Raw genomic sequence first — 24,938 nt, 5'->3', positions numbered from 1 at the left:
GGACCGGGGCTTTCATGACAAGAGTGCCCCCTGGCAACGCAGCAAAGATCAGCCGATGACACGGGCGGAATTGATGGACCTTGTGTGGGGCGCGCCCCTTGCCGCCGTGGCCACCGATGTCGGCCTGACGGCGAACGGTCTGGCCAAGCTGTGTGACCGGCTGGCCATTCCAAGGCCGGGCCGCAATTACTGGCACCTGCCGCCGGACGAACGGGCCCGTCACCGCCCCGCCCTGCCCGCCGCCCCCCTGGATGCGGGGGAGACGGTGCTGCTGGGCGGGCCGCGACAGAACCGGCGGAGCCGCACCCGCCTGACCATCGAGGAGCGGCGCGAACAGCTGCTGGACGCCGCCGCCCGCGTCGCCACGATGGAGGGCGTCAACGAGGTCAGCCTGAACCGCATCGCGCGTGAGGTGGATATCTCCGAGGCGCAGGCCCATAACTGCTTCGGCAAGCGTATCGACCTGCTGATCGCACTGACCCGCCGCGAACTGGCCGCCATCGAGCAGACGCGGCGCGGCGTCATCTCGCGGGGCGACGATCCGGTCACCTCCGTCGTGCTCTCCACCATCTTTTATCTGGAAGAGGCGGAGACACGCGGGCCGCTGTTGCAGGCATTGCTGCGGGTGCGGGAGATCAAAATGGCGTTGAGTGAGGAGCGGGCAGAGCTGCGCCGGCAGGCCCGCGCCCCGGTCCTGGCCTCCATGCGCGCCCGCTACGGCATGTCGGAAGCCGAAGCGGAGGGGGCGAATGCCATCCTGTCGGCCATCGCCCTGCGGGCCGGTGCCATGCTGGCCACGCGGCGGATTGACCATGGCGTGGCGACGCGGCTGAGCCTGGCCATCATCCTGGCCGGCATGCGCAGCAATGCCGGCGGATCGCTGCTCGCCACCCCGGCGGAGGCATTGCTCAACCCGGCCGACCGCTCCCCGGTCGCGGCACCTGCGCGGCGATCGCGGCGCCCATCAGCCGATCACTGAGCGCCTCGGCCTCCGGTACCGTCAGAACCTGCATGCGGACATGCTTGCCCGCTTCCTCCGGAATCACGGCCAGCAGTTGCACCAGGGCCACCGCCTCATGCGCCGGCATATGCAGGTCCAGGCGTGCGGCCCGCGCCAGCGCCCGATAGAGCCGCCCGCGCAGGCGCGACGCCGCCCCTTCCAATTGTCGGGCCAGCGGTTCATCGCGAACCACCAGTTCCAGGGCCGCCCCATATTGGGCGACATGGCGCAGATAAAGGCGGGAGACGGCGCAGGCCCGCTCCACCAGCGCCCCCCGGCTGGCCGCCTGCACAATTCCATCGGCCAGCAGCCGGTCGACATGCTGCTGCAGCACCGCATCCAGCAGACGGAGCTTGTCGGGGAAATAGGCATAGACCAGGGCGCGGCTGGCCCCCACCATGTCCGCCACCTCGCGCAGCGACAGGTCGGGAGAGCGGTCGCGGTTGACGATCTGGTCCGCGGCATCGATCATCTGCTGCCGGCGGTCCGTCGCGCTGTGCCGCACCCTTGCTCCCGAACTGGCCGCTTTGCTGGCGTTTGTCATCCGTCCCGGTGCCCCCGATCCCCTGCTGCTGACTAGCATGGGGCCGGGGTGGATTCAATCATCCGGCTTGGTTGTATCCGGTCACGCCACCTCGACGACAACCTTGCCCACTGCCCGACGGTCAGCCAGCCAGCTTATGGCCTCGCCAGCCTCTGCCAAAGGCCAGGTCCGGTCGATGCGCGGGTTGATTTTGCCGTCCTGCCACCAGCGGAAAAGCTGGGCCACATGCGCCCGGTTGCGGTCGGGGAAGCGCGCGGCGAAGCCGCCCCAGAACACGCCCCGCACGTCGCAGCTTTTCAGCAGGGTCAGGTTCAGCGGCAGATGCGGGATGCCGGCGGGAAATCCCACCACCAGATAGCGCCCTTCCCAGGCGATGGCGCGCAAGGCCGGATCACAGTAATCGCCCCCGACGGGATCATAGATGACATGGGCGCCGTCGGGCCCGACAGCATCCTTGAAGGCCTGCGCCAATTGCTTCGATGCCGCCTTGTCGAACGGGGCCCTGCCATAGATCAGGGTCTCGTCGGCCCCCGCGTCCCGCGCCGCCTGCGCCTTTTCAGGCGAGGAGATTGCAGCCACGACACGCGCGCCCAGCGCCTTGCCGATCTCCACCGCAGCCAGACCGACTCCACCGGCAGCGCCCAGCACCAGCAGGGTTTCGCCCTTCTGCAACGCCCCGCGATCCGCCAGCGCATGGATGGTCGTGCCATAGGTCATCAGCAGCGCGGCACCCTGCACCGGGTCACGGTCCGGCGGCAGGGCAAAGGCCTTGGCCGCGGGCAGCAGCATATATTCGGCAAGGCCGCCATAGCCGGTCACCGCGATCACCCGGTCACCGGGCGTCCAGCCCTCCACCCCCTCGCCGACGCCCGCGACCTCACCACAGATCTCACTGCCGGGCGCAAAGGGCCGCTCGGGCTTGAGCTGGTACTTGTCCTCGATGATCAGCACATCGGGATAGTTGATGGCGCAGGCCAGGACCCGTACCAGCAATTCACCCTTGCCGGGCACCGGTACCGGCCGGTCGGCCAGCACCAGGCTGTCCGGCCCACCCACCGTCTTTGACAGCAACGCCTTCATCATTCCCTCCCCTTTTCCATTGGTTCCAGAAGCTGGGCGCGCAGGCGCGCGATCAGCGGTTCGTCGATGCCGATGCCGGCCAGATAGGCATTCATCGAGCCATATTCCCGGTCGATGGCATCCAGTGCCGCGACGAGATATTCCGGCCGCGCCTCCGTCATCACCGCCAGAGCGTCGGCCGGATACTGTTCCCGGAAGCGGGCTACGGACGGGTCCCGGGCCATGCTGCGCACCATCGCGCCTTCCAGCCGGCGCGCGTGGGACGAGGCGGCGTAGTCGATCAGGATGGCTGAGCGGTCACAGTCCAGCGCCGACAGCAGCAGGGCCACCGCCATGCCGGTGCGGTCCTTGCCGGCCGAGCAATGAATGATGCAGGGAAAGGCCCCGTCGGCGATGCGCCGCAAAATCTCACCAAAGACATGTCCCATGGTGCGCGGCAGCTCAGCGTAGAAATCCAGCATCAGCGTCTGCGCCCCCACCATAGTCGCGGGATAGTCAGCAGCCATATCCACCAGACGGCGCTTGTGCCCCGGCCGGAAGACATGGGTCTCCACGCCGACGCCGGTCCAGCATGTCGGATCGGCCTCCCGCTCCCGCCGGGACCGCAGATCGAAGATCGCGCGCAAGCACAGACCATCCAGGATCGAAAGATCATCTTCGTTCAGAAGAGACAGCCTGTCGGACCTGAATATCTTACCAAAGCCAACAACTGAAGAACCATTACAAATAATCCCGCCAATATCTCTGAAATTGACAGCTCCAATGATTTTTTTAATATCTCTGTTTGACATTGCACTTATCCATTAAATATTTTCACATCATCACATGAACTGGACAGGTACCATGATGCAAAATGAATGGGGGACCCGTGTCCGGTCGTTGGTCGAGCCGGCTCCAATCGCGACAGACACCTATCAGGGGACGCATTTCGAAGGATTCGCGAGCCGGATCTTCGGCGGGCAGACCATCGCCCAGGCGCTGATGGCCGCCAGTCTGGCGGAGGATCAGGGCAAGCTGGCCCACAGCCTGCACGCCTGTTTCCTGCGGGCGGGCGATCCCGGCAAGCCAGTGCATTATCAGGTCACCGATCTTGTCGCGGGACGCAGCTTCGCCAACCGGCAGGTGATTGCCCGGCAGGAGGGGCAGCCCATCCTGGTCATGCTGGCCGGCTTCCATCGGGGGGAGAGCGGTCGCAGCCATCAGATTGCCATGCGTACCATGATGGTCCCGGAACAGGCCGTTGAACGGTTGGCCGCCTGGCGCGCCACCGCCGATGAACGCGGCCGCCTGTTGACGGAACGGCTGGACGGGCGACCGATGGCGATCGTGCCCATCGATCCAGACGCGCTGTTCGGTGCGCAACCGCAGCCGCCGCAATCGGCCTGGTGGATGCGCATGCGCCATCCTGTCGGTGCCGACGGGGCCCTGCAGCGCGGGTTGCTGGCCTATGCGTCCGACATCATGCTGCTGCGCAATGCCATGCTGCCCCATGGCGTGCGCCCCTTCACACCCGGTGTGCAAAGCGCCAGCCTGGACCACGCCATCTGGTTCCACGACACGCCGGATATGGATGACTGGCTGCTGTTTGAAACCGACAGTCCCTGGGCGGGTGGTGCGCGCGGCCTGAGCCGGGGGCATTTCTTCACAACCGCCGGAAGGCTGGTAGCAACCGTCACCCAGGAAAGCCTGATGCGGATGCCGGGGCGGACCTGATACCGTCGCCTTGAAAGATTGACCGATAGTCAATCTTTCAAGCCCTTCAATCGCCAGCGCCCACATCCGTGGGCTTCGGCTACGCCGCACGAGCGGCGCGGTGCCAGTCGGCACCGAACCGACGGCCAAACATTTTAACCGTCGGTATGACCCCGTCCGGCGGCTCATGCCTGCGGACCTGAGGCCAGCACCATCCGGCTGAGCCAGCGCGCGCACAGCACAGGCCGGTCGGCACCTTTGGCGATCATTTCGACATCCAGCGCCTGCTGCCACTCCCCCGGTCGCTTCTCCGCCAGTTCCGTCACGGTGAACAGGGCGCGCACCAGGCTGCCCGCCCGGACCGGCGTGATGAAGCGGATGCGGTCAAAGCCGTAATTGATGGCCATGGTCAGCGCCGGGATCACGGGCCGGTGGGATGTGGCATGCAGTTGTGGCAGCAGCGACAGCAGCAGAAAGCCATGGGCGATGGTGCCGCCGAACGGGGTTTACGATGCCCGCGCCGGATCGACATGGATGAATTGATGATCGCCGGTAACGGCGGCAAAGGCATCGATCAAGGACTGATCGACCCGCAACCAGCCTGACCCGTAGTGTAAATTTGCCAGTGCGGCGATGCCGGCCCCTTCCGGATTGCACATACCCAGCCCCCCTGATGTTTTCCGCATCATAGGGGGCAATTTCAGGCAATCTCAACCGATTTTATGATTATAAAAATTTATCAAATAAAATCAATAATATAAAAAATTCTATATCTTCAAACAAGCAAGTTTGACATCCCGGAACCGTTGAAGGCCGGCATGGGACCGCAACGCCCCGGCAGGCACCGGGACCCGACAATTCCAGCCATGTCTCAAGCCCCAGCCCCTATTCCCGCCAGCCCAGCCAGCGGCTGCGCGATCCATCGGCCGCTGGCGCCCCGGCACCCTGCCCCTCGCCGTCCAGGCGCATAACCGGACCGATCCCCGGATCGAACAGGCCGCCCAGCACGGTCGAGGCATAGATGCCGATCGCATCGCGGCGGTTCAGGCGCGAAGCCCATTTGCGCAGGTCAAAGGCGGAGTTCAGCGTGGCGATAATCATCTGACTGGCGATCATGGGATCGACCACCCTGATGCTGCCCTCCATGGCGCCTTCGATCAGGCACCCGGCGAAGCGCACCGCCGTGCGGTTCGAGCGATCGACCACTTCCGCCCGCAGATTGAACGGCAGGGCCTGCAGCGCCGAGGTGCGGGTCAGGGGCCATTGCGCGTCGAACTGGATATCCAGCAGGGTGGCGATCACCGACGACAGGCGCTGCCACTCATCCCCGCCCTGCTCGTTGGCGGCACCCTGGATCTGGGCGACACGGCGGTAGGAGCGGCGGAAGCACTCCAGCACCAGATCATCCTTGGCATCCAGATGGTGATAGAAGCTGCCCTTGGTGACCTTCAATTCCTCGACAATGCGCAGAACCGAGGCACCGCGATAACCGATCTCGTTGATCAGCCGGGTGGCGACGCGCATGAAATTCTCCGTCCCCCCCTCTGCCGCCAATGCCTCCTCCGTCGGGGTGGCATCGGCCAGCAGCACCGGTGTCCAGGCCGCCGTGTCCAGGGCGATCCCCCGGTCCAGAATGTCGAACAGCCGCCGCGACACCCGCGCGAATTCATCCAGCGGATAATGGCTGATCCAGATCGGCAGCCAGAAGATCGTCTCCAGCAGGATATGGGCCCGCGCCGTCGTCACATCCTTGACCACCCCCGCCTCCGGCCCCTCGAAAAAGGCGCGGACATCGCGGAATACCTCCTGGAAGCGACGTTCCAGCGGCAGACGGATATTGTCCTCCAGCGTACGCAGGTCGGACAGGCTGGCCAGCGGACGCGCCTTGCCAAGGATGACATCGGACCGCAGCGCGACATTCAAATCGATGAAGCGGCGCACCCGTGACCTGGGGTCAGGCTCAGCCCCCGCCGCGCGCACCATGGCGTGCAGCCGGTCCATCGTGCGCTCGAACACCGCCGCCGCCAGCAGCTCCTTGCGCCGGAAATAATAGGTGATGCTGGTCGTGTTCAGATCGACCGCGCGCGCCACCTCCAGCAGGGTCGTGCCCTTGGCCCCCTGGCTGTTCATGAAATCGGTGGCCGCGCTGAGGATCTCCTCCCGCTTCTGCTCGAACTTGTGCCGGCTGCGCGGCTTGCGCGCGACGGGCGGCTCCATGCTGTCCTGCTGTTCCATCCGCCTCTTATGCCCAACCATGGCAAGCCGTCCAACAATTAAGAGGATTCAAACGAGTGGTGCGCTAATTAGAATTTTGGGTATGGCATTTTTCGTTGATATTTATAGAGTTTGAAACATAAGGTATCGACAAAACCAAGGGAGGGGCCAGGTGACCACCACCGGCGAACAACAAAGGCAGCCGGACAGGGTGCCCGCGGACATGGATGGTGAAGAGCAGCGGGCTCAACTCGGAACCTGGCTGCAACAGCATGTCGCGGGCTTCGGCACATTGCGGGAAATGGCGAAATTCGCCGGCGGCCAGTCCAATCCCACCTATCGCCTATCCGATGGCGAGGGGGAATATGTGCTGCGACGCAAGCCTTTCGGCACCATCCTGCCATCGGCCCATGCCGTGGATCGGGAATATCGCCTGATCGCCGCCCTGCATCCGACCGGCTTTCCCGTCGCGCGTCCGTTTGCCCTTTGCGAGGATGCGGACGTGATCGGCGCGCCGTTCTATGTCATGGAATGCGTGAATGGCCGCACCTTCTGGGACGCCACCCTGCCCGATGCGGCACGGGAGGAACGACGGGCGATCTATCACGCCACTGTCGACGCGCTGGCCGACCTGCACATGATCCAGCCCGACCGGGTGGGCCTGGGCGATTATGGGGCGGCCGGCAATTACTTCGAACGACAGGTCGGGCGCTGGACCAAACAGTATCGGGCCGCCCAGACCGACGACATCCCTGCGGTGGAACGGCTGATCGAGTGGCTGCCCCGCACCCGGCCCGCGCAGGAGCGGACTGCCATCATCCATGGCGATTATCGCATCGACAATCTGATCTTCGCCAAGGATGCGCCCCGCGTGCTGGCCGTCCTGGACTGGGAATTGTCAACCCTGGGCGACCCGCTGGCCGATTTCGCCTATCTGGCGATGAATTGGGCCATGCCGCGCGGCGACCGGCTGGCCCAGTTAGGCGGGGTCGATCTGGCCGCCCTGGCCATTCCCGGCCTGGATGAGTTGACGGAGCGGTACTGCACCCGCACCGGGCGGAGCTCGATGCCGGACCTCAACTGGTACTTCGCCTATGGGCTGTTCCGCCTGGTCGGGATCGTCCAAGGCATCAGGAAGCGGGTCATTGATGGCAATGCCTCCAATGCAGAGGCGGAGAAGACGGCCGCCCGCGTGCGCCCGCTGGCCGAACAGGCCTGGCGCTTCGCCGAACAGGCCGGCGCCTGAATAACCAACGGGAAGGAAATCCACATGTCATTGTTCGATCTGGGCGGCAAGACCGCCATCATCACGGGTTCCTCGCGCGGCATCGGCCGCGCCATCGCCGAGGAACTGGCTGCACAGGGCGCCAAGGTGGTGATCTCCAGCCGCAAGCAGGATGCCTGTGAAGAGGTGGCGGCGGCGATCAATGCCCGCCACGGTGCGGGCACCGCCATTGCGCTGGCCGCCAGCATCTCGTCCAAATCGGCGCTGGAGGAGATGTTCGTCAGCGCGCGTGAACAGCTTGGCCCCATCGACATCCTGGTCTGCAATGCGGCCAGCAATCCCTATTACGGGTCGATGGACGGCATTTCGGACGAACAGTTCCGGAAGATCCTGGACAATAACGTCCTGGCCAACCATTGGCTGATCCAGTTGGCCCTGCCCGACATGCGCGCAAAGAAGGATGGGGCGATTGTCGTCATCTCCTCCATCGGCGGGCTGAAGGGATCGGACACGATCGGCGGCTACAACATCTCCAAGGCCGCGGATTTCCAGCTGGTGCGCAATTACGCGGTGGAGAATGGCAAGCATAATATCCGCGTCAACGCCATCGCCCCCGGCGTGGTGAAGACCGATTTCGCCCGCGCCCTGTGGGAGGATCAGCGTGTGCATGACGCCACCGCCAGCCGCACGCCGATGCGCCGTCTTGGTGAACCGCGCGACATTGCCGGGGCGGCCGTGTTCCTGTCATCGCCGGCCGCCACATGGATGACCGGGCAGATGGTGATCGTCGATGGCGGGGTGACGATATGAGCGGCCAACTGGACGGCAAGGTCGCCATCGTCACCGGTGCCGCATCCGGCATCGGCCCTGCGTTTCGCTCGCGCCGGGGCGAAGATCGTCGCCTTCGACCGCGCTGACGCCGTGAATGATACCGCGCAGGCCATCCGCACTGAGGGGGGCGAAGCGCTGGCGGTGACGGGGGATGCCGGGTCGGAACCCGACATGCTGGCCCTGCTGGACCGGGCCGAGGGCGCGTTCGGCCGCCTGGACATTTTCCATGCCAATGCCGGCATCACCGGCGGGGCCGCTGGCGGCTTCTTCGACGCCACGCCCGATATCTGGCTGGAGACATTGCGCGTGAACCTGATCGGCCCATTCCTGGCCGTCAAACACGCCGCACCACGCATCGCCCGGACCGGCGGAGGTGCCATTCTTTGCACCGCGTCGGTGGCCGGACTGCGTTCCGGTGCAGGACCGGCGCATTATTCCGCCTCCAAGGCCGGCGTCATCAATCTGGTGCAGACCGCCGCCCAGCAGCTGGCGGGAACCGGCGTGCGGATCAATGCCGTCTGCCCCGGCCTGATCGAAACGGGCATGACCAAGCCCGCCTATGACCGCGCGCGTGCCAGTGGCAAGCTCGACAGGATCGGCCAGTTGAACCCGCTGCTGCGCGGCGGCGAGGCCGGGGAGGTGGCCGAGGCCGCCCTATTCCTGGTGTCCGATGCCGCCAGCTATATCCATGGCCAGGCCATCGCCGTCGATGGCGGCTTGTCGACATCGCACCCCACGGTCAGGCGGCCCGGCGAGAACCGCACTGGGGTCGTCTGGTAACGCATACCGCTGCCGCGCCAGTCGGCGCGGACACCAGCGGTCATTATGCATGACCGCTGGTGTCACTCCGGATCGAACAGCGCGCGCAGCTGCTTTTTCAATATCTTGCCATTGGCATTGCGTGGCAGCGGATCGGCGGCGAAACGGACCTGCACCGGCACCTTAAACGGGGCCAGGCGGGTCCGTACCCAATCCAGGATCTGGACCTCGTCCGCCTCATGGCCGGGCCCCAGATGCACGATGGCAGCCGGTACTTCCCCCAGGGTGCGGTGGGGCACCCCGACCACGGCAGCATCGGTGACGGCGGGATGGGCGAACAGGGCGTTCTCCACCTCGATGCAATAGATATTCTCGCCGCCACGGATGACGATATCCTTGGCCCGGTCCACGATATAGCAGAAGCCCTCATCATCGATGCGGGCCAGATCGCCGGTACGCACCCAGCCATCAATGAAGGTGGCCTGCGTCGCCTGCGGATCGCGCCAATAGCCCTTGGCGATCTGGGGTCCGAAGGCCCACAATTCCCCCACCTCCCCCACCGGCATCTCCATCTGGCCGTCGGGGGCCATGATGCGTATCTCCGACACCGGCAGGGGCGGGCCGCAGCTGTCGGGCCGGTTGACATAGTCCTCCGCCGCATGGGTGGTGACCGTGGCCGAGGTTTCGGTCATGCCCCAGCCGCTGCTGGGCTGGGCGCGCAGATCGCTGTCGATCAGCCGCACCAGTTCCGGTGCCGCCGGCGCCCCGCCATAGGCCATGGATTCGATGGAGGACAGGTCGTATCGGTGCCGGTCGGGATGTTCCAGCAATTGCCAGGCGATGGTCGGCACGCCGCCGGCCACCGACACTTTCTCCCGCTCGATCAGGCGCATGGCCTCCACCGCGTCCCATTTGCGCATCATCACCATCTTCCCGCCGGTCATCAGCATGCTCATCATCGAGGCGTTGCAGGCCGTGACATGGAACAGCGGAATGACAGTCAGGGAGATGCGCGGCCGCGATGGCGGCGGCGTCTCCCCGCGGCGCAGGCTGGACCGGTGGGAGCTGAAAGCATTGGCCAGGCAGCAGGTCAGCGTGCTGCGATGCGTGCCCAGCGCCCCCTTGGGCAGGCCGCTGGTGCCGCTGGTATAGAAGATTGTCGCCTCATCGTCGGGCACCATGGGCACATCTGGCAGATCCCTGTCCGGCAGCAGCGCATAATCGCGCGCCGGCCCGATCAACCCGTCCAGCGCCTCCGCCCCCGCCAGGGGCGCAGACGGCCGTGCCACCCAGACGGTACGAAGGTCCGCAAGCTGGCCACGCAAGGGTTCCACGACACGAAACCGCTGTTCATCGCAGATCAGCAGACAGGCACCGGAATTTTCCAGCCCGTAGCGCAGTTCCTCCCCCTGCCACCAGGCGTTCAGCGGCACGGCAATCGCGCCGATGCTGGTGATGGCGAAGAAGGCGACGGGCCATTCCGGCAGGTTGCGCATGGCAATCGCCACCTGGTCTCCGCGTCCCACCCCGGCCGCCAGCAGCCGCGCCGCCAGCGCCGCCACCGCCCGGAACCAGGCGCCATAGCGGATGCGCTCCTCCTCATAAATGATGAACTCATTATCCGCGAACAGGCTGGCCGCCCGCCGTGCCATGGCGGCCAATGTCGGCGGCTGGTTCTTCCAGGTGCGCATGGGCACGCCCCGCACCTGGATTGTTTCCATCTCAAACAGCATGCCCGGCGCGCACAGACGTTCGGTCGCCGCACGCAGCGACATTGCGGGCCAGGGGCGCGGAGCCTCCCGCTCCGGGCCCGACTGGCCAAAATCCTTCGCATCCATTTATTTTCTTACTTCTGGTTTGTTTTTTGAAGGTCGGCGATGGGAAGCGTATGGCAATTTTTTACGGTTTTCAATCGGATTGTTAGAATTAACTTGATCTCCAATTCCTATTTCTGAAAATAGGGTATGTAAATGGTCGACGACGCGCGCAGGCGCTGTCCGCCGTCCGAACAAAGAGGATGGGAGAGAAAATGGCGCCCGTATCGACAAGGCTTGATGGGAATATCCTGGTCGTGACGGCCGACAATCCACCGGTCAACGCGCTGTCCGCCGCCGTGCGTGGCGGTCTGGCCGATGCCATCGCCCAGGCGCGGGCGGATGCCGGCATCAAGGCGGTGGTGATCCGCGCCGCCGGACGTACCTTCTTCGCCGGTGCCGACATCACCGAATTCGGCAAGCCGCCGGTGGAACCGGGCCTGCCGGAAGTGATCGACCTGATCGAACAATGCGGCAAACCGGTCGTTGCTGCCATCCACGGTACGGCGCTGGGCGGCGGGCTGGAGGTGGCGCTGGGGTGCCACTACCGCATCGCGACCGCAACCGCTTCCATGGGCCTGCCGGAAGTGAAGCTTGGCATCCTGCCCGGAGCCGGTGGCACACAGCGGCTGCCCCGCGTCATCGGTGTGGCCGACGCCTTGCCCATGATCGTCACCGGCGCCCCCATCCCGGCTGGCAAGGCCTTGGCCAAGGGTCTGGTCGATCGACTGACGGAAGACGCCAGTTTGGAAGCCGATGCTATTGCCTTCGCGAACGAGGTGGCAGGCTGCACGGACTATCCAATATCCAGCCGCCGCAGTGACAAGACCGCAGCGACGCCCGCCGGCGTCTTTGAAGATTACCGCGCCGCCAATGCCGCGCGATTGCGCGGCCAGGATGCGCCGCAGGCCTGCATCGAAGCGGTGGAAGCGGCCGTGTCCCTGCCCTTTGCGGAGGGCGCAGCGAAGGAGCGGACCCTGTTCTTGAAGCTGGTTGCGGGGGCCCAGTCCAAGGCCCTGCGCCATGTCTTTTTTGCCGAGCGGGCTGCCGCGAAGATCGATGGCCTGCCGCCGGACCTGAAGCCCCTGGCCATTGCCAAGGTCGGGATCATCGGTGCCGGCACCATGGGCGGCGGCATCGCCATGAATTTCCTGTCCGCCGGTATTCCGGTGGTGATGCTGGAACGTGACCAGCCTGCCCTGGACCGGGGCGTTTCCATCATCCGGAAAAACTATGACGCCACCGCCGCCAAGGGGCGGATGAGTGCTGGGCAGGTAGGCACCGCCATGGGCTTGCTGACCACCAGCCTGGACTATGCCGCCCTTGCCGATTGCGACCTGATCATCGAGGCGGTGTTCGAGACCATGGAGATCAAGCGGGAGGTCTTCGCCCGGCTGGACAAGGTGGCGCGCCCCGGCGCCATCCTGGCCACCAATACCTCCTATCTGAATGTCGATGAGATCGCGGCGGCGACGTCACGGCCCGACTGGGTCATCGGCCTGCATTTCTTCTCCCCCGCCAATGTGATGAAGCTGCTGGAAGTGGTGCGGGGAGCAAAGACGTCACCGCTCGTGCTGGCAACCGGCATGGCGCTCGCCCGCAGGATCGGCAAGATCGCGGTGATGTCCGGCGTCTGCCATGGCTTCATCGGCAACCGCATCCTGGCCGCCCGCACGCGCGAGGCCAATGCCCTGCTGATGGAAGGCGCGCGCCCCGCCGATATCGACCGGGTGCTGACCACATTCGGTCTGCCCATGGGACCGTTCCAGATGGCCGATCTGGCGGGCCTGGACCTGGGCTGGGACCCGGCGAAATCATCGGGCTCCACCATCCGCGAGGTGCTGTGCGAACGCGGCCGGCGCGGACAGAAGACGGGCAAGGGCTTCTATGATTATGACGAAAAGCGCAACCGCACCGCCTCGGCAGAGGTCGATGCCATCATCGCCGAGTTCGCCGCCCGGTCGGGCAAGGAACAGCGGGTGATCGACGATCAGGAAATCCGCGAGCGCCTGCTCTATCCGATGGTCAATGAGGGGGCGTTGATCCTGGAGGAAGGGATCGCGCAGCGCGCATCGGATATCGATATCGTCTGGCTGAACGGCTATGGCTGGCCGGCCTGGCGGGGCGGGCCGATGTTCTGGGCCGACAATATCGGCCTGGATGTGGTCCTGAAGGGGCTGGAAAAGCATGCGCCCCACCTGACCGATTTCCGCCTCTCCGGGCTGTTGCGCGACAAGGCCGCAGCGGGAGGGCGTTTCAATGGTTGATCCACGCACCATCGCCCGGACCAGCCTGGGCTTCTTCAAGCTGGTGGTGCCGGATGCCGAAACGTCGGAGCGGTTCTATGCCGGGACCTTCGGCATGGTGCGGCGCTGGCAGGTGGAGGGGCCGACCTTCCGGGAGATCATGCTGGCCTCGCAGGACAGCGACTTCACCCTGGTCCTGTTCCAATGGCGCGATGGCCGCGCGCTGGAACAGGGCACCGCCCACGGGCCAGTCGGATTCCGCACGCCTGATCTCGACACGCTGCTGCAAGCTGCGCTCGACCATGGTGCCCGATTGAAGCATGGGCCGATCGAAGGCAGCGGCATGAAGGCCGCCTTCCTGATCAGCCCCGACGGGCATGAGATCGAGCTTTTGCAGCGCGTGCAGGCGGAGGCAGCGTGATGTCAGATGATCCGACCGCGTTCCGCGCCGAAACACGCGCCTGGCTGATCGCCAATTGCCCGCCGGAGATGCGCCAGCCGGTGCGGACGGAAGCCGATATCTGCTGGGGCGGGCGCAAGGCAACATTCACCTGCGACGCCCAGAAACAATGGCTGGATGTCATGGGCGCCCGGGGCTGGACCGTACCTGACTGGCCGCGCGCCTATGGCGGCGGTGGCCTTTCCCCGGCGCAGGCGAAAATCCTGCGTCAGGAGATGGCCGGGCTGGGCTGCCGCAACCCGCTGCAATCCTTCGGCATTTCCATGCTGGGCCCGGCCCTGCTTAGATATGGCAGCGAGGACCAGAAGCTGGAGCATCTGCCCCGGATCGCGCGGGGTGAGATCCGCTGGTGCCAGGGCTATTCGGAACCCAATGCCGGGTCCGACCTGGCCAGCCTGGCCACCCGCGCCGAAGATCTGGGCGACCATTTCCTGATCAATGGCCAGAAGGTCTGGACCAGCTATGCCGACAAGGCCGACTGGATCTTCTGTCTGGTCCGCACCGACACGGGTGCCAAGCAGGCCGGCATCTCCTTCCTGCTGTTCGATATGCAGTCCGCGGGGGTGACGACCCGGCCCATTCTGCTGATCTCCGGCTATTCCCCCTTCTGCGAGACCTTCTTCGACAATGTGAAGGTACCCAAGGCCAATCTGGTCGGGCAGCTGAACCGGGGCTGGGACGTCGCCAAGTATCTGCTGGGCCATGAGCGGGAGATGATTTCCGGCATGGGCTCGCGCGGCGGGGAAATCTCCCTGTCGAAGATCGCGCTGGCCGCCCTGGGGGCCGAGGCCGATGGCCGTCTGGCCGATCCCATCCTGCGCGCCCGCATCGCGCAGTTCGACCTGCGGGCTGAGGCGTTCCGCGCCGCGTCCGAACGGTTCATGGATGAGCTGAAGGAAGGCAAGGCCCATCCGGCCCAGCCATCGATGATGAAATATGTCGGCACGGAACTGAACAAGCAGCGCCATGAACTGGCCATGGCGGCCGGCGGATCGCCGTCCCTGGAATGGGAGAGCGACGCCTCCCGCCACGGAGCCGCCGCCCGCGCCTGGCTGCGCACCAAGGCCAATTCGATCGAAGGCGGCACGTCGGAGATCCAGCTCAACATCATCGCCAAGCGCATCCTGGCGCTTCCGGGAGCCTGACAATGCCCCTTTATCTGAGCGACGAGCAGGTGATGCTCGCCGATACCGCGCGCCCGTTCCTGGCCAATCTGGCCCCGGTCGGCCACATGCGCCGGTTGCGCGACAGTGCCGACCCGGCAGGGTATTCCCCCACCTTGTGGAAGCAATTCGCGGAAATGGGCTTCACCGGCATCCTGGCCGATGAAGCCGATGGCGGTCTTGGCCTGGGCCATGTCGAGGCCGGCATCGTGCTGGAGGAAATCGGCCGCAACCTCACGCCTTCGCCCTTCCTGTCGAGCGCCGTGGGCGCCGTCACGGCCCTGAAGGGTGCAACAGCGGAACAGCGCGCCCGCTTTCTGCCCGGCATCCTGGCCGGCGACAGCGTGGCGGCCATCGCCATTGATGAGAGGGCACGTCATAAACCGCAACATATCGCCCTGCGCGCCACCCGCTCCGGCAACGGCTTCCGGCTGGACGGCACCAAGAATTTCGTCCCCTTCGCCCATGTCGCCGACCTGCTGATCATCGCCACGCGCACGAGCGGTAATGATGACGACACGGACGGCATCACCCTGTTCGCGCTGGAGCGGGAACAGGCCGGGATGGCGATGGAGGTGGCGCGGCTTGCCGATGCCAGTTTCGCCTCCCGCCTCAGCTTCCAAGGTGTCCAGGTCGGTGGCGATGCGGTGATCGGCACCGTGGAGGGTGGCCGTCCGCTGCTGGACGCGACACTGTCCGCCTTGCGTACCGGCACTGCCTCGGAAATGCTGGGCGTGGCCGGCGGGGCCACGGACATGACCATGGCTTACCTGCGCGACCGCATGCAGTTCGGGCAGGTCATCGGCAGTTTCCAGGCCCTGCAGCACCGCGCCGCCCATCTCTATTGCGAGTTGGAACTGGCGCGGGCCGCGACCTTGAAGGCGCAGCAATTGCTGGATGAGGGGGCAGACGGCACCGATCGTGCCGCCTGCGTAGCCAAAGGCATGGCCGGCATGGCCAGCCTGCTTGCCGTACAGGAAGGTGTGCAGATGCATGGCGGCATCGGCATGACCGACGAATATGATGTCGGCTTCTTCATGAAGCGCCAGCGTGTGCTGGCCGAACTTTATGGCGACACCGATTTCCACGCCGACCGCATCGCGCGGATGACGGGATATTGAGCGGACCGGTCTCCGAATGAATGGCCCCTCATCATCCCGGCGGCAACCGGGGTGATGAGGGGCCAATGATTGCCCTCAGGCCGCAGCGCTCTCACGCCCCAGCGCGATGAACCGTTCCAGGTGATGATCCTCGTCACCCAGTTGATGGCCGATCATCACCAGCCGCTTGGCATAGTGCGACAGGGGCAGTTCCCAGGTCATGCCGATGCCGCCATGTAGCTGGATGGCCTCCTCTGCCGCCAGGGTGCCGACGCGCCCGATCGTGTATTTGGCGGCGGAGACCGCCTTCTCACGGGTGATCCGCCCCTCCTGGAAGCGCGCTGCGGCATTGATGGCGGCCGAGCGGGCCTGTTCGATCTCCAGCGCAAGGGTGGCCATGCGGTGCTGAAGCGCCTGGAACTTGCCGATGGCGATGCCGAACTGCTTGCGGGTGCGCAGATATTCCAGCGTCTGGTCCTTGACCACATCCATGATGGACACGGCTTCCCAGCACAGCCCCACCAGAGCCACTGCATTCACCGCCTCGATAATCGGCGCTGCCTGACCCGCCTCGCCCAGCAAGGTCGCCGGAACCCCGTCGAGGCGCAGTTCGCCAGCGGCCCCGCCATCGACCAGCGGATAGGATTGGATGGAAAGCCCGCTCGCCCCCTTGTCCACCAGGAACAGGGATGGTCCCTGCGCCGTGGTCGCCGCCACAACGATGTGATCGGCGCTGGCCGCAAAGGGCACAACGGCCTGACTGCCGGACAGCGACCAGCCATCGCCAGCGACAACTGCCCGCAGCGTGGCGGCCTCCAGGGCAGCGGACAGGATCACCTCTCCCGCGATCACCCGTTCAAGCAGGTCGGCCCGTCCCGTGGCGGCCAGGACGCGACCAGCCATCAGCGTACCCAGGAACGGCCCCACCGCCAGTGCCCGCCCCACCTCACCGAACACCACCCCGACATCGAAAGGCGATCCGGCATAGCCGCCGCTTTCCTCGTCAAACAGAGCGCCGATGACACCCAGATCGGCCAGTTGCCGCCAGAGGTCGCGCGACCAGCCCTCGCTTGAGGCGATCACCTGCTCACGGGTTTTCCAGTCGAAATTCCCGGCCAGGAAGCGGCCGAGAGAGTTGACCAGCATCTGCCGGTCTTCGCCCAGTGAGAAATCCATGGCTCACAGCTCCAGAATGGCTTTGCTGATGATTTCGCGCTGCACCTCGTTGGAGCCGCCGAAGATCGAAAGCTTGCGATAGTTGAAATATTGCGACGCGGTCGGGGCGGCGAAATCGGGCCCCACCGGCTGGCCGTTGAACCCTTCCTCCAGTGCCTCACTGACATAGGCCTGGGCATGCACGCCGGCCGCCCGGCGCATCAGGTCGGTGACCTGCTGACGGATCTCCGTACCCCGGATCTTCAGCATGGAGCTTTCCGCCGTCGGCGCATGGCCGGCACCGGCCGCCGCCAGGACGCGCAGATTTGTGGTCTTCATGTTCTCCAGCTCGATCTCCAGCCGCGCCAGGCGGATGGCGAACTGCGGATCATCGGCCAGCTTCCTGCCATTCTTCATCTGCGTGGCCGCCACCTCCTTCAGTCGCTCAAACGCGGCCATGGAGGCGCCGACCCCGGCGATGTTGGTGCGCTCATAGGTCAGCAGGTACTTGGCATAGGTCCAGCCCTTGTCCTGCTCGCCCACCAGATTGGCCACCGGCACGCGGACATCGGTGAAGAAGACCTCATTCACCTCGTAATCGCCGTCCAGCAGCTTGATCGGCCGCACCTCGATCCCCGGCGTCTTCATGTCGATCAGCAGGAAGGAGATGCCCTCCTGCTTGCGCCCGGTATTGGACGTGCGGACCAGACAGAAGATCATGTCGGCATATTGGCCCAGGGTCGTCCAGGTCTTCTGCCCGTTGACGATATAATGGTCGCCGTCGCGCACGGCGCTGGTCTTCAGGCTAGCCAGATCGGACCCCGCCCCCGGTTCCGAATAGCCCTGGCACCACCAGTCGGTGCCGTCCAGGATACGCGGCAGCCAGTATTTCTTCTGCGCCTCGGACCCGTACTTGATCAGCACCGGGGCCAGCATCGACAGGCCGAAGGGCACGATGCGCGGTGCATGGGCCAGTGCAATCTCCGTCTCGAAGATGAAGCGCTGCATGACGTTCCAGCCGGTGCCGCCCCATTCAACCGGCCAGTGATTGGCCAGCCAGCCGCGCCCGTTGAGGATGGCATGCCATTCCTCCATATCGGCCTTGGACAGGCGTTGCCCCTTGCACACCTTGTCGGACAGGCGCGCAGGCAGTTTCTCCTGGAGGAAGGCCCGCACCTCGGCGCGGAAGGCCTCGTCCTCGCTGGTAAAGCTCAGATCCATATCGATAGTCCCCAGGATCAAATGATCTCGAACAGGCCGGCAGCACCCATGCCGCCCGCCACACACATCGACACAACGACATAGCGAACGCCACGGCGCCGTCCCTCGATCAGGGCGTGGCCGACCAGACGGCTGCCGGTCATGCCGAACGGATGGCCGATAGCGATGGCCCCGCCATTGACGTTCAGCCTTTCCGGATCGATGCCCAGCTTGTCACGGCAATAGAGCGCCTGACTGGCAAAGGCCTCGTTGACCTCCCAAAGGCCGATATCCTCCACCTTCAGGCGGGCGCGGGCCAGCAGTTTGGGAATGGCGAAGACCGGGCCGATGCCCATTTCGTCGGGGCCGCAGCCCGCCGTCTGGAATCCCCGGAACACGCCCAGGATGGGTCGTCCCTCGGCTTCCGCCGTGGCCCGGTCCATCAGGATCTGCGCCGACGCCCCGTCGGAAAGCTGGCTGGCATTGCCGGCTGTCACATGCCTTCCTTCCTTGACCTTGATGCCGTCCTTCCAGACAGGCTTCAGCGCTGACAGCCCCTCATAGGTCGTGTCGGCGCGCACGCCCTCGTCATTGGAAAGGGTGACCGTCTCGCGACCAGCCTCGGTCCCATCCTTGTTCCAATTGATCTTCTCTGCCGTCAGCGGCACAGTTTCGGTATCGAAACGGCCTTCGGCAATGCCGGCGGCAGCGCGGCGCTGGCTTTCGGCAGCGAAACGATCCTGATATTCCCGTGACACGCCATAGCGGTCGGCCACGATTTCCGCCGTCTCAATCATCGCCATATAGGCGTCGGGTTCGGCTTCCAGCACGGTTTGCGACCGCCAATCGGGCTTCACCAGGCCTGGCCGCATGGTGAAGGAGACGGACTCCCCACCGCCGGCCAGGGCCACGTCAATGTCGTCGCACATGATCGACCGGGCCGCCAGGGCAACCGTCGTCAGGCCCGACGCGCATTTGCGGTCCAGCGTGAAGCCGGCAACCGATTGCGGCAGCTTGCCCGCAAAGACCGACAGGCGGCCAATGTTGAAGAATTGCTGCCCATACTGGTTGCCGGTGCCATAGAAGATGTCGTCGATACGGGCGGGGTCGATGCCGGCCCGTTCGATGGCGGCATTCATCACATGGGCGGCCAGCACAGCCGGTTCGGTATTGTTGAACGCCCCCCGATTGGCCCGGCCGATTGGCGTGCGGGCGGTGGAGACGATGACGGCTTCACGGCTCATTCTGTTTCCATCCCTTTCTGGCGATCAAGATCAGTGCGCCGCTGCGGGCCGCACTTTCAGATCGGCATATTTGCTGAATTCACTGCGGGCGATGGCGCGGGCATGCACCTCGTCCGGGCCATCGGCAAAGCGCAGGGTGCGGATGCCGGCCCAGGCATGGGCCAGGAAGAAATCCTGCGATACACCGCCGCCGCCATGCGCCTGGATGGCATCATCCAGGATGCGCAGCGCCATGGTCGGTGCCTGCACCTTGATCATGGCGATCTCGGTCTGCGCCGCCTTGTTGCCCGCCTTGTCCATCATGTCGGCGGCCTTCAGGCAAAGCAGGCGGCTCATTTCGATATCGATGCGGGCCTGGGCGACGCGCATCTCCCAGACACTGTGATCGGAAATGCGCTTGCCGAAGGCGACACGGCTGGTCAGCCGGCGCGCCATGGCGGCCAGCGCCTCCTCCGCCACACCGATGGTGCGCATGCAATGATGGATGCGTCCGGGTCCCAGGCGGCCCTGCGCGATCTCGAACCCCCGCCCCTCGCCCAGCAGCATGTTGGAGGCCGGCACCCGGACATTGTCGAGCGAGACCTCGCCATGGCCATGCGGGGAATGATCATAGCCGAACACGGTCAGCATGCGCTCGATCCGCACGCCGGGCGCGTCCAGCGGCACCAGGATCATGCTCTGGCTGCCATGGCGCGAGCCTTCCGGGTCCGACTTGCCCATGACGATGGCCACCTGGCAGCGCGGATCGCCCACGCCCGACGACCACCATTTGCGGCCATTGATCACATAATTATCACCGTCGCGCAGGATCGAACATTCAATGTTGGTCGCGTCGGACGAGGCGACCGTCGGCTCCGTCATCAGGAAGGCCGAGCGGATGTCGCCCGCCATCAGCGGCGCCAGCCAGCGATCCTTCTGTGCCCGCGTGCCATAGCGCAGCTGCACCTCCATATTGCCCGTATCGGGGGCGGAGCAGTTAAAGACCTCGCTGGCCCAGTTGACCCGGCCCATCTCCTCCGCACACAGCGCATACTCAAGGTTCGAAAGCTGCTCACCCTCGAAGGCGAAGCTGTCATCGACATGGGCGCGGCCCGATCGCGGCGGCATGAACAGGTTCCACAGGCCGGCGGCACGCGCCCTGGGCTTCAGCGCCTCTATGACCGGAACCACCTGCCAGCGCTCCGCGCCATGGGCCTGCGCCTCATATTCCGCTGCCCGGGGCCGGATTTCCGCTTCGATGAAATCACGCACCCGGTCGCGGAAATGCCGCTGCCTCTCGCTCAGCTCGAAATCCACGATCCCGCCTCCCGATCTTGTCTGTTGGGCGCCGCACGCGGGCGCCATCCCCTTGTGGCGCCGGCCCGCCCCTTCTTGCAAGTCAAAAACATACGCTATTTTCAAATTTTGTCATCTTGTTGTTTCTTTTTGCGCTTGGAAAGCGTTCCGCATTTAGTAATCTGTGGCGAACAAGCCTGGGAGAGAAACGTGAAAGCTGCCATTCTGCGCGCCGTGGGAAGCCCCCTATCCATCGAGGATGTGGCCATTTCCAAGCCCGGCCCGCGCGAAGTGCTGATCCGCACCGTCGCGACGGGCGTCTGCCATTCGGACCTGCATTTCTATGAAGGCCATTACCCGACGCGCCTGCCCACCATCCTGGGCCATGAAAGTGCGGGCGTGGTGGAGGCGGTGGGCAGCGATGTGCGCACGGTCCGGCCCGGCGACCATGTCGTCACCTGCCTGTCGGCCTTCTGCGCCATTGCGAACATTGCGTCTCCGGCCATATCAGCCGTTGCGTCAGCCCGGAAACCCAGCGCGGCAAGGAGGATGAGCCGCGCCTGGGCGGTGGCGACACCCCCATGGCGCAGTTCCTGCACCTGTCGGCCTTTGCCGAACAGATGCTGATCCATGAGAATGCCTGTGTGCGCATCCGCCCCGACATGCCCATGGACCGGGCGGCCCTGCTGGGCTGTGCCGTGGTCACCGGTTATGGCGCCGTGGCCCATACCGCCAATGTCCGGCCGGGCGAAACGGTGGCGATAATCGGCTGCGGCGGTGTCGGGCTGTGCGCCATCAATGCCGCCGCCATTGCCGGTGCCGGCCGGATCATCGCCATTGACCGCATCGCCGAAAAGGAAGCCCTGGCCCGGCAGTTCGGTGCCACGGATTTCGTGAATGCCGCCGATGGTGAGACGGTGGCCAAGGTGCTGGAAATGACGCGCGGCGGCGTTCATCACGCGATCGAAGCCATCGGCCTGCCCAAGACGGTGGAGGACGCCTTCGCCATGCTGCGCCGGGGCGGCCGGGCCACCGTGGTGGGCATGATCCCGGTCGGGCAGAAGGTCAGCGTCAATGGCTATGAATTCCTGGCAGAAAAGGTGCTGCAGGGTTCCTTCATGGGATCGAACCGCTTTCCGGTGGACATCCCGCGCCTGGTTGATTTCTACATGTCGGGCCGCCTGAAGCTGGACGAACTGATTTCGCGCCGTATCCGGCTGGAACAGATCGACGAGGCTTTCACCGAGATGAAGAGCGGCATGATCGCCCGTTCCATCGTCACCTTCGCCTGACCGCCGGAAAGCCGAGACCATGTCCGACCATAAGCTGCTGATCAACGGCGTGCTGCGCGACGGCGCCCGTCATATCGATGTCGTCAATCCGGCCACCGGGGCGGCCTTCGCCACCTGTCCCGTCGCTGATCTGGCCCTGCTGGACGAGGCGGTGGCCGCGGCGAAGGCCGCCTTCCCCGCCTGGTCCGCCCGTCCGCTGGCCGACCGTGCCGGCCTGCTGACCCGTTTGGCCGATGCGATGCAGGCACGGGCAGCGGAGTTCGGCCGGCTGCTGACCCTGGAACAGGGCAAGCCCCTGGACCAGGCCGGCATGGAGATCATGGGGGCCATCTTCACCCTGCGCGCCTTCGCCGGCATGAAGCTGGACCCCGTGGTGCAGAAGGATGATGCCAAGGGCAAGGTCGTGGAAATCCGCCGGCCGCTGGGCGTGGTGGCCGCCATTACGCCGTGGAACTACCCGGTGATGCTGCTGATGAACAAGCTGGGGCCGGCGCTGCTGGCCGGCAACACGGTGGTGGCCAAGCCTGCGCCGACGACCCCGCTGACCAGTCTGCTGTTCGGGGCGCTCTGCGCGGAAATCCTGCCGCCCGGCGTGGTCAATATCATCTGCGACGAGAATGATCTGGGGCAAGCCCTGACCAGCCATCCCAATGTGGCCAAGGTGTCCTTCACCGGTTCCACGGCCACGGGCCGCAAGGTGATGCAGGCGGCGGCGGCAACGCTGAAGCGCGTGACCCTGGAACTGGGCGGCAATGATGCCGCCATTGTCCTGGACGACGTCGACCCGATCGCCACGGCCCGCAAGATCTTCCAGGGCGCGATGGCCAATGCCGGCCAGGTCTGCGTGGTCATCAAGCGCGCCTATGTCCCGGAAATGATGTACGATATTTTCTGCGACGAGCTGACCCGGCTGGCGCAGGCCGCTGTCGTGGATGATGGCAGCCGACAGGGAACCCAGATCGGGCCCGTGCAGAACCGCGCACAGTTTGAAAAGCTGAAAGCCCTGCTGGCCGACAGCGCCCGCGACGGCAAGATCGCCGCCGGTGGCACCGCTTTGGACCGGGAGGGCTTCTTCATTGCCCCCACCATCGTCCGCGATGTCACCGACGATGCCGCCATCGTGCGCGATGAACAGTTCGGCCCCGTGCTGCCTGTGCTAAAATACACGGATCTGGATGAGGTCGTGGAACGCGCCAACGCATCGGACTATGGGCTGGGCGGGTCAGTCTGGGGAACCGACGAGGAACGGGCGGCGGATGTGGCGGCCCGGCTGCAAAGCGGTACCATCTGGGTCAACCAGCATCTGGCGCTGAGTCCGATGATCGCTTTCCGTGGGGCCAAACAATCAGGCATGGGCGCAGAACTCGGGCTGGATGGGCTTAAGGAGTACACGCAGGCCGCGATCCTCAACATCAAGCGCGGGTGATAGCGCCCTGAACTGCGCGGGGTTTGCCGGGAGGTGTCAATCAGCATTGAAGTTTGACCCTGTATAGGCGTCGAAAGTCTTCATCAAATAGCCCTCCTTCGATCGGAGGACTCTACTTTATCCCGGACACATTTCCAGGGAGCAGGTCATCTTGGTATCATACCAACGTGCGATGAGTAGAACTCATCGCACGTTGGTCCGGCGGCGACTGCCACAGCACCGCTCGTGCGGCGTCGCTCGCGCCAACGAATGTTGGCGCCGGCAATTGAGGGCGGTGACCAGAACCAATAGGTTCTGGTCACCGCAAAATAGTATCAATCCTCTACCGGATAGAAATGTCACCGATGTACCATCAGGTATCCTGGGTGGAAGCGTGATGGTGCCTGGGATGATGAGGGGATGCGGGTTGAGGCTTCGGTGACGGCACGGCCCGAAAGCCCGGGCAATGAGCGTTTCACCGGCAGACGCCGAAGCGACCCATGTCGAGATGGAAATGGTCGCGATGCAGTGCGTTATATTCCGGGCCGAGCGCCGTGCGGAAGATGTCACAGGCCCCCTTATGCGCATCACGCCAGAAAAGAGCGCGGGGACCTGTGCCACCTTTTTCACTCCAATCACGCAGCAGGACGGTTTCCCGTCCATCCGCCAGCGTGATGGCCGCAATGTCGATGGCATTGGCGGTCGCGTGCTGGCTGCGCCGCCCCCCCTCCCCGCGGTCGGTGCGCACAGCCCGGCACGCATAGGTACCGAAATGGCGGACGGAGACGGGTGTTGTGCCCAGATGGCGTTCCGCCGACGGGATCAGCACATGGCGTTCATAAAGGGCCAGTCCGGCCAGCACCGGGCAACTGGCCGTCACACGCCCCTGGTAACGCAAGGCGGATTTCTGCAAGGTGGCAGCTCCGGAAAGGCCACATCCCGGCTCCGGCCCGACCCGGTCGGGTACCGGTGACACCGACACGCCGGCCCGTTCCAGCCAGGCAAGGCAGGCAGGCGTATCCTCCGCCAGTCGCGCCAATTGCCAGCTTGTCAGCCATCCGGGCGGTTCCGCGGGGTCCGGCAGAGCCCATGGATTCCAGCGGGCGGGAATGAGCGAGGTCAAGCCGCCCCCCTGCCGGGCGGCAACCAGTCCCAGCCCGGCCAGCGCCAGCAGGAGAAGGATGAGCAATAGCCGTTTCACAGGCCGGGATATGGGGTTGAAAACGCCATCTGGCCAGC

19 protein-coding genes and 3 pseudogenes are annotated in these 24,938 nt (G+C 65.0%); 11 read left to right on the top strand and 11 right to left on the bottom strand.

Going from position 1 to position 24,938, the window contains the following annotated elements; genetic code table 11:
- Positions 1-73 precede the first annotated feature (73 nt).
- Positions 74-979 carry a TetR/AcrR family transcriptional regulator gene (locus tag ABC728_RS02740; protein ID WP_416619885.1) on the top strand — a complete coding sequence of 302 codons (906 nt, stop codon included), beginning with the start codon at positions 74-76 and terminating at the stop codon, positions 977-979.
- Here ABC728_RS02740 and ABC728_RS02735 read toward each other — a convergent pair.
- The 3 genes from ABC728_RS02735 to ABC728_RS02725 form a co-directional block, all read right to left on the bottom strand.
- Positions 909-1,544, bottom strand: a complete 636-nt coding sequence (locus ABC728_RS02735; protein ID WP_416619884.1) for a TetR/AcrR family transcriptional regulator — start codon at positions 1,542-1,544, stop codon at positions 909-911. The two genes, ABC728_RS02740 and ABC728_RS02735, sit on opposite strands and share 71 nt — an antisense overlap.
- An 81-nt stretch (positions 1,545-1,625) precedes the next feature.
- The gene (locus tag ABC728_RS02730) at positions 1,626-2,624 is read right to left on the bottom strand and encodes an NADPH:quinone oxidoreductase family protein (RefSeq protein ID WP_445376322.1); all 999 of its coding nucleotides are present in this window, start codon (positions 2,622-2,624) and stop codon (positions 1,626-1,628) included.
- Positions 2,624-3,415, bottom strand: coding sequence for a tyrosine-protein phosphatase (locus ABC728_RS02725; protein ID WP_416619882.1), 792 nt, complete (start codon positions 3,413-3,415; stop codon positions 2,624-2,626). The genes ABC728_RS02730 and ABC728_RS02725 overlap by 1 nt, the downstream gene beginning before the upstream one ends.
- A 52-nt stretch (positions 3,416-3,467) precedes the next feature.
- Between ABC728_RS02725 and ABC728_RS02720 the strand changes: the two genes are divergently transcribed.
- A complete protein-coding gene (locus ABC728_RS02720; protein ID WP_416619881.1) occupies positions 3,468-4,337 on the top strand; it encodes an acyl-CoA thioesterase in 870 nt (289 codons plus the stop codon).
- Positions 4,338-4,501: 164 nt separating this feature from the next.
- Here ABC728_RS02720 and ABC728_RS02715 read toward each other — a convergent pair.
- Together ABC728_RS02715 and ABC728_RS02710 are read right to left on the bottom strand one after the other, a co-directional pair.
- Positions 4,502-4,975: pseudogene (locus tag ABC728_RS02715) on the bottom strand (MaoC family dehydratase).
- A gap of 226 nt (positions 4,976-5,201) precedes the next feature.
- Positions 5,202-6,572, bottom strand: coding sequence for a TetR/AcrR family transcriptional regulator (locus ABC728_RS02710; protein WP_416619880.1), 1,371 nt, complete (start codon positions 6,570-6,572; stop codon positions 5,202-5,204).
- 181 nt (positions 6,573-6,753) lie between these two features.
- On the opposite strand from ABC728_RS02710, the gene ABC728_RS02705 reads away from it, so the two are divergent.
- The 3 genes and pseudogenes from ABC728_RS02705 to ABC728_RS02695 all read left to right on the top strand — a co-directional run bounded on the left by ABC728_RS02705 (position 6,754) and on the right by ABC728_RS02695 (position 9,366).
- A complete protein-coding gene (locus ABC728_RS02705) occupies positions 6,754-7,776 on the top strand; it encodes a phosphotransferase family protein (RefSeq protein WP_445376321.1) in 1,023 nt (340 codons plus the stop codon).
- Between the two features lie 24 nt (positions 7,777-7,800).
- Entirely contained in the window at positions 7,801-8,565 is a 765-nt protein-coding gene (locus tag ABC728_RS02700) for an SDR family NAD(P)-dependent oxidoreductase (RefSeq protein WP_416619878.1), read from the top strand.
- A pseudogene (locus ABC728_RS02695) lies at positions 8,562-9,366 on the top strand (SDR family NAD(P)-dependent oxidoreductase). The gene ABC728_RS02700 and the pseudogene ABC728_RS02695 overlap by 4 nt, the downstream one beginning before the upstream one ends.
- 62 nt (positions 9,367-9,428) lie before the next feature.
- Here the strand turns inward: ABC728_RS02695 and ABC728_RS02690 are convergent.
- Positions 9,429-11,183, bottom strand: a complete 1,755-nt coding sequence (locus ABC728_RS02690) for a class I adenylate-forming enzyme family protein (RefSeq protein ID WP_416619876.1) — start codon at positions 11,181-11,183, stop codon at positions 9,429-9,431.
- Positions 11,184-11,374: 191 nt separating this feature from the next.
- On the opposite strand from ABC728_RS02690, the gene ABC728_RS02685 reads away from it, so the two are divergent.
- Genes ABC728_RS02685 through ABC728_RS02670 form a run of 4 tightly spaced genes read left to right on the top strand, consistent with a single transcriptional unit; the run spans position 11,375 to position 16,149 of the window.
- Entirely contained in the window at positions 11,375-13,426 is a 2,052-nt protein-coding gene (locus ABC728_RS02685; protein WP_416619875.1) for a 3-hydroxyacyl-CoA dehydrogenase NAD-binding domain-containing protein, read from the top strand.
- The gene (locus ABC728_RS02680) at positions 13,419-13,826 is read left to right on the top strand and encodes a VOC family protein (RefSeq protein WP_416619874.1); all 408 of its coding nucleotides are present in this window, start codon (positions 13,419-13,421) and stop codon (positions 13,824-13,826) included. Before ABC728_RS02685 ends, ABC728_RS02680 begins: the two co-directional genes overlap by 8 nt.
- On the top strand, positions 13,826-15,010 hold the full coding sequence (locus ABC728_RS02675; protein ID WP_416619873.1) for an acyl-CoA dehydrogenase family protein: 1,185 nt from the start codon (positions 13,826-13,828) through the stop codon (positions 15,008-15,010). Before ABC728_RS02680 ends, ABC728_RS02675 begins: the two co-directional genes overlap by 1 nt.
- A gap of 2 nt (positions 15,011-15,012) precedes the next feature.
- Positions 15,013-16,149, top strand: a complete 1,137-nt coding sequence (locus tag ABC728_RS02670; RefSeq protein WP_416619872.1) for an acyl-CoA dehydrogenase family protein — start codon at positions 15,013-15,015, stop codon at positions 16,147-16,149.
- A 75-nt stretch (positions 16,150-16,224) separates the two neighbouring features.
- Here the strand turns inward: ABC728_RS02670 and ABC728_RS02665 are convergent, their stop codons facing one another.
- From ABC728_RS02665 to ABC728_RS02650, 4 genes are read right to left on the bottom strand one after another with little or no spacing between them, the layout of a single operon-like run.
- On the bottom strand, positions 16,225-17,304 hold the full coding sequence (locus ABC728_RS02665) for an acyl-CoA dehydrogenase family protein (RefSeq protein ID WP_416619871.1): 1,080 nt from the start codon (positions 17,302-17,304) through the stop codon (positions 16,225-16,227).
- A gap of 3 nt (positions 17,305-17,307) precedes the next feature.
- A complete protein-coding gene (locus ABC728_RS02660) occupies positions 17,308-18,504 on the bottom strand; it encodes an acyl-CoA dehydrogenase family protein (protein WP_416619870.1) in 1,197 nt (398 codons plus the stop codon).
- 17 nt (positions 18,505-18,521) lie between these two features.
- Positions 18,522-19,727, bottom strand: coding sequence for a thiolase family protein (locus ABC728_RS02655; protein ID WP_416619869.1), 1,206 nt, complete (start codon positions 19,725-19,727; stop codon positions 18,522-18,524).
- 30 nt (positions 19,728-19,757) lie between these two features.
- Positions 19,758-21,023: an acyl-CoA dehydrogenase family protein gene (locus ABC728_RS02650; protein WP_416619868.1), complete on the bottom strand. Its 1,266-nt coding sequence runs from the start codon at positions 21,021-21,023 to the stop codon at positions 19,758-19,760.
- Between the two features lie 189 nt (positions 21,024-21,212).
- Here ABC728_RS02650 and ABC728_RS02645 point away from each other — a divergent pair.
- Positions 21,213-22,294: pseudogene (locus ABC728_RS02645) on the top strand (Zn-dependent alcohol dehydrogenase).
- A 19-nt stretch (positions 22,295-22,313) separates the two neighbouring features.
- Positions 22,314-23,720 (top strand): aldehyde dehydrogenase family protein, encoded by a 1,407-nt coding sequence (locus ABC728_RS02640; protein WP_416619865.1) that lies wholly within the window; start codon positions 22,314-22,316, stop codon positions 23,718-23,720.
- 454 nt (positions 23,721-24,174) lie between these two features.
- On the opposite strand, the gene ABC728_RS02635 is transcribed toward ABC728_RS02640, so the two are convergent.
- Positions 24,175-24,888, bottom strand: a complete 714-nt coding sequence (locus ABC728_RS02635) for an extensin-like domain-containing protein (protein WP_416619864.1) — start codon at positions 24,886-24,888, stop codon at positions 24,175-24,177.
- Positions 24,889-24,938 lie beyond the last annotated feature (50 nt).

Source organism: Niveispirillum fermenti (assembly GCF_052474395.1).
This window is presented reverse-complemented; position numbering and strand designations above follow the sequence as displayed.

Excerpts from the sequence above, each read along its gene's own strand:
- ABC728_RS02705 (WP_445376321.1), top strand. The coding sequence starts at position 6,754 with ATGGATGGTGAAGAGCAGCGGGCTCAACTCGGAACCTGGCTGCAACAG.
- ABC728_RS02670 (WP_416619872.1), top strand. The coding sequence starts at position 15,013 with ATGCCCCTTTATCTGAGCGACGAGCAGGTGATGCTCGCCGATACCGCG.
- ABC728_RS02725 (WP_416619882.1), bottom strand. The coding sequence starts at position 3,415 with ATGTCAAACAGAGATATTAAAAAAATCATTGGAGCTGTCAATTTCAGA.
- ABC728_RS02710 (WP_416619880.1), bottom strand. The coding sequence starts at position 6,572 with ATGGTTGGGCATAAGAGGCGGATGGAACAGCAGGACAGCATGGAGCCG.
- ABC728_RS02640 (WP_416619865.1), top strand. The coding sequence starts at position 22,314 with ATGTCCGACCATAAGCTGCTGATCAACGGCGTGCTGCGCGACGGCGCC.
- ABC728_RS02690 (WP_416619876.1), bottom strand. The coding sequence starts at position 11,183 with ATGGATGCGAAGGATTTTGGCCAGTCGGGCCCGGAGCGGGAGGCTCCG.
- ABC728_RS02665 (WP_416619871.1), bottom strand. The coding sequence starts at position 17,304 with ATGGATTTCTCACTGGGCGAAGACCGGCAGATGCTGGTCAACTCTCTC.
- ABC728_RS02740 (WP_416619885.1), top strand. The coding sequence starts at position 74 with ATGGACCTTGTGTGGGGCGCGCCCCTTGCCGCCGTGGCCACCGATGTC.
- ABC728_RS02730 (WP_445376322.1), bottom strand. The coding sequence starts at position 2,624 with ATGAAGGCGTTGCTGTCAAAGACGGTGGGTGGGCCGGACAGCCTGGTG.
- ABC728_RS02735 (WP_416619884.1), bottom strand. The coding sequence starts at position 1,544 with ATGACAAACGCCAGCAAAGCGGCCAGTTCGGGAGCAAGGGTGCGGCAC.
- ABC728_RS02700 (WP_416619878.1), top strand. The coding sequence starts at position 7,801 with ATGTCATTGTTCGATCTGGGCGGCAAGACCGCCATCATCACGGGTTCC.
- ABC728_RS02680 (WP_416619874.1), top strand. The coding sequence starts at position 13,419 with ATGGTTGATCCACGCACCATCGCCCGGACCAGCCTGGGCTTCTTCAAG.
- ABC728_RS02675 (WP_416619873.1), top strand. The coding sequence starts at position 13,826 with ATGTCAGATGATCCGACCGCGTTCCGCGCCGAAACACGCGCCTGGCTG.
- ABC728_RS02720 (WP_416619881.1), top strand. The coding sequence starts at position 3,468 with ATGATGCAAAATGAATGGGGGACCCGTGTCCGGTCGTTGGTCGAGCCG.
- ABC728_RS02685 (WP_416619875.1), top strand. The coding sequence starts at position 11,375 with ATGGCGCCCGTATCGACAAGGCTTGATGGGAATATCCTGGTCGTGACG.
- ABC728_RS02655 (WP_416619869.1), bottom strand. The coding sequence starts at position 19,727 with ATGAGCCGTGAAGCCGTCATCGTCTCCACCGCCCGCACGCCAATCGGC.
- ABC728_RS02660 (WP_416619870.1), bottom strand. The coding sequence starts at position 18,504 with ATGGATCTGAGCTTTACCAGCGAGGACGAGGCCTTCCGCGCCGAGGTG.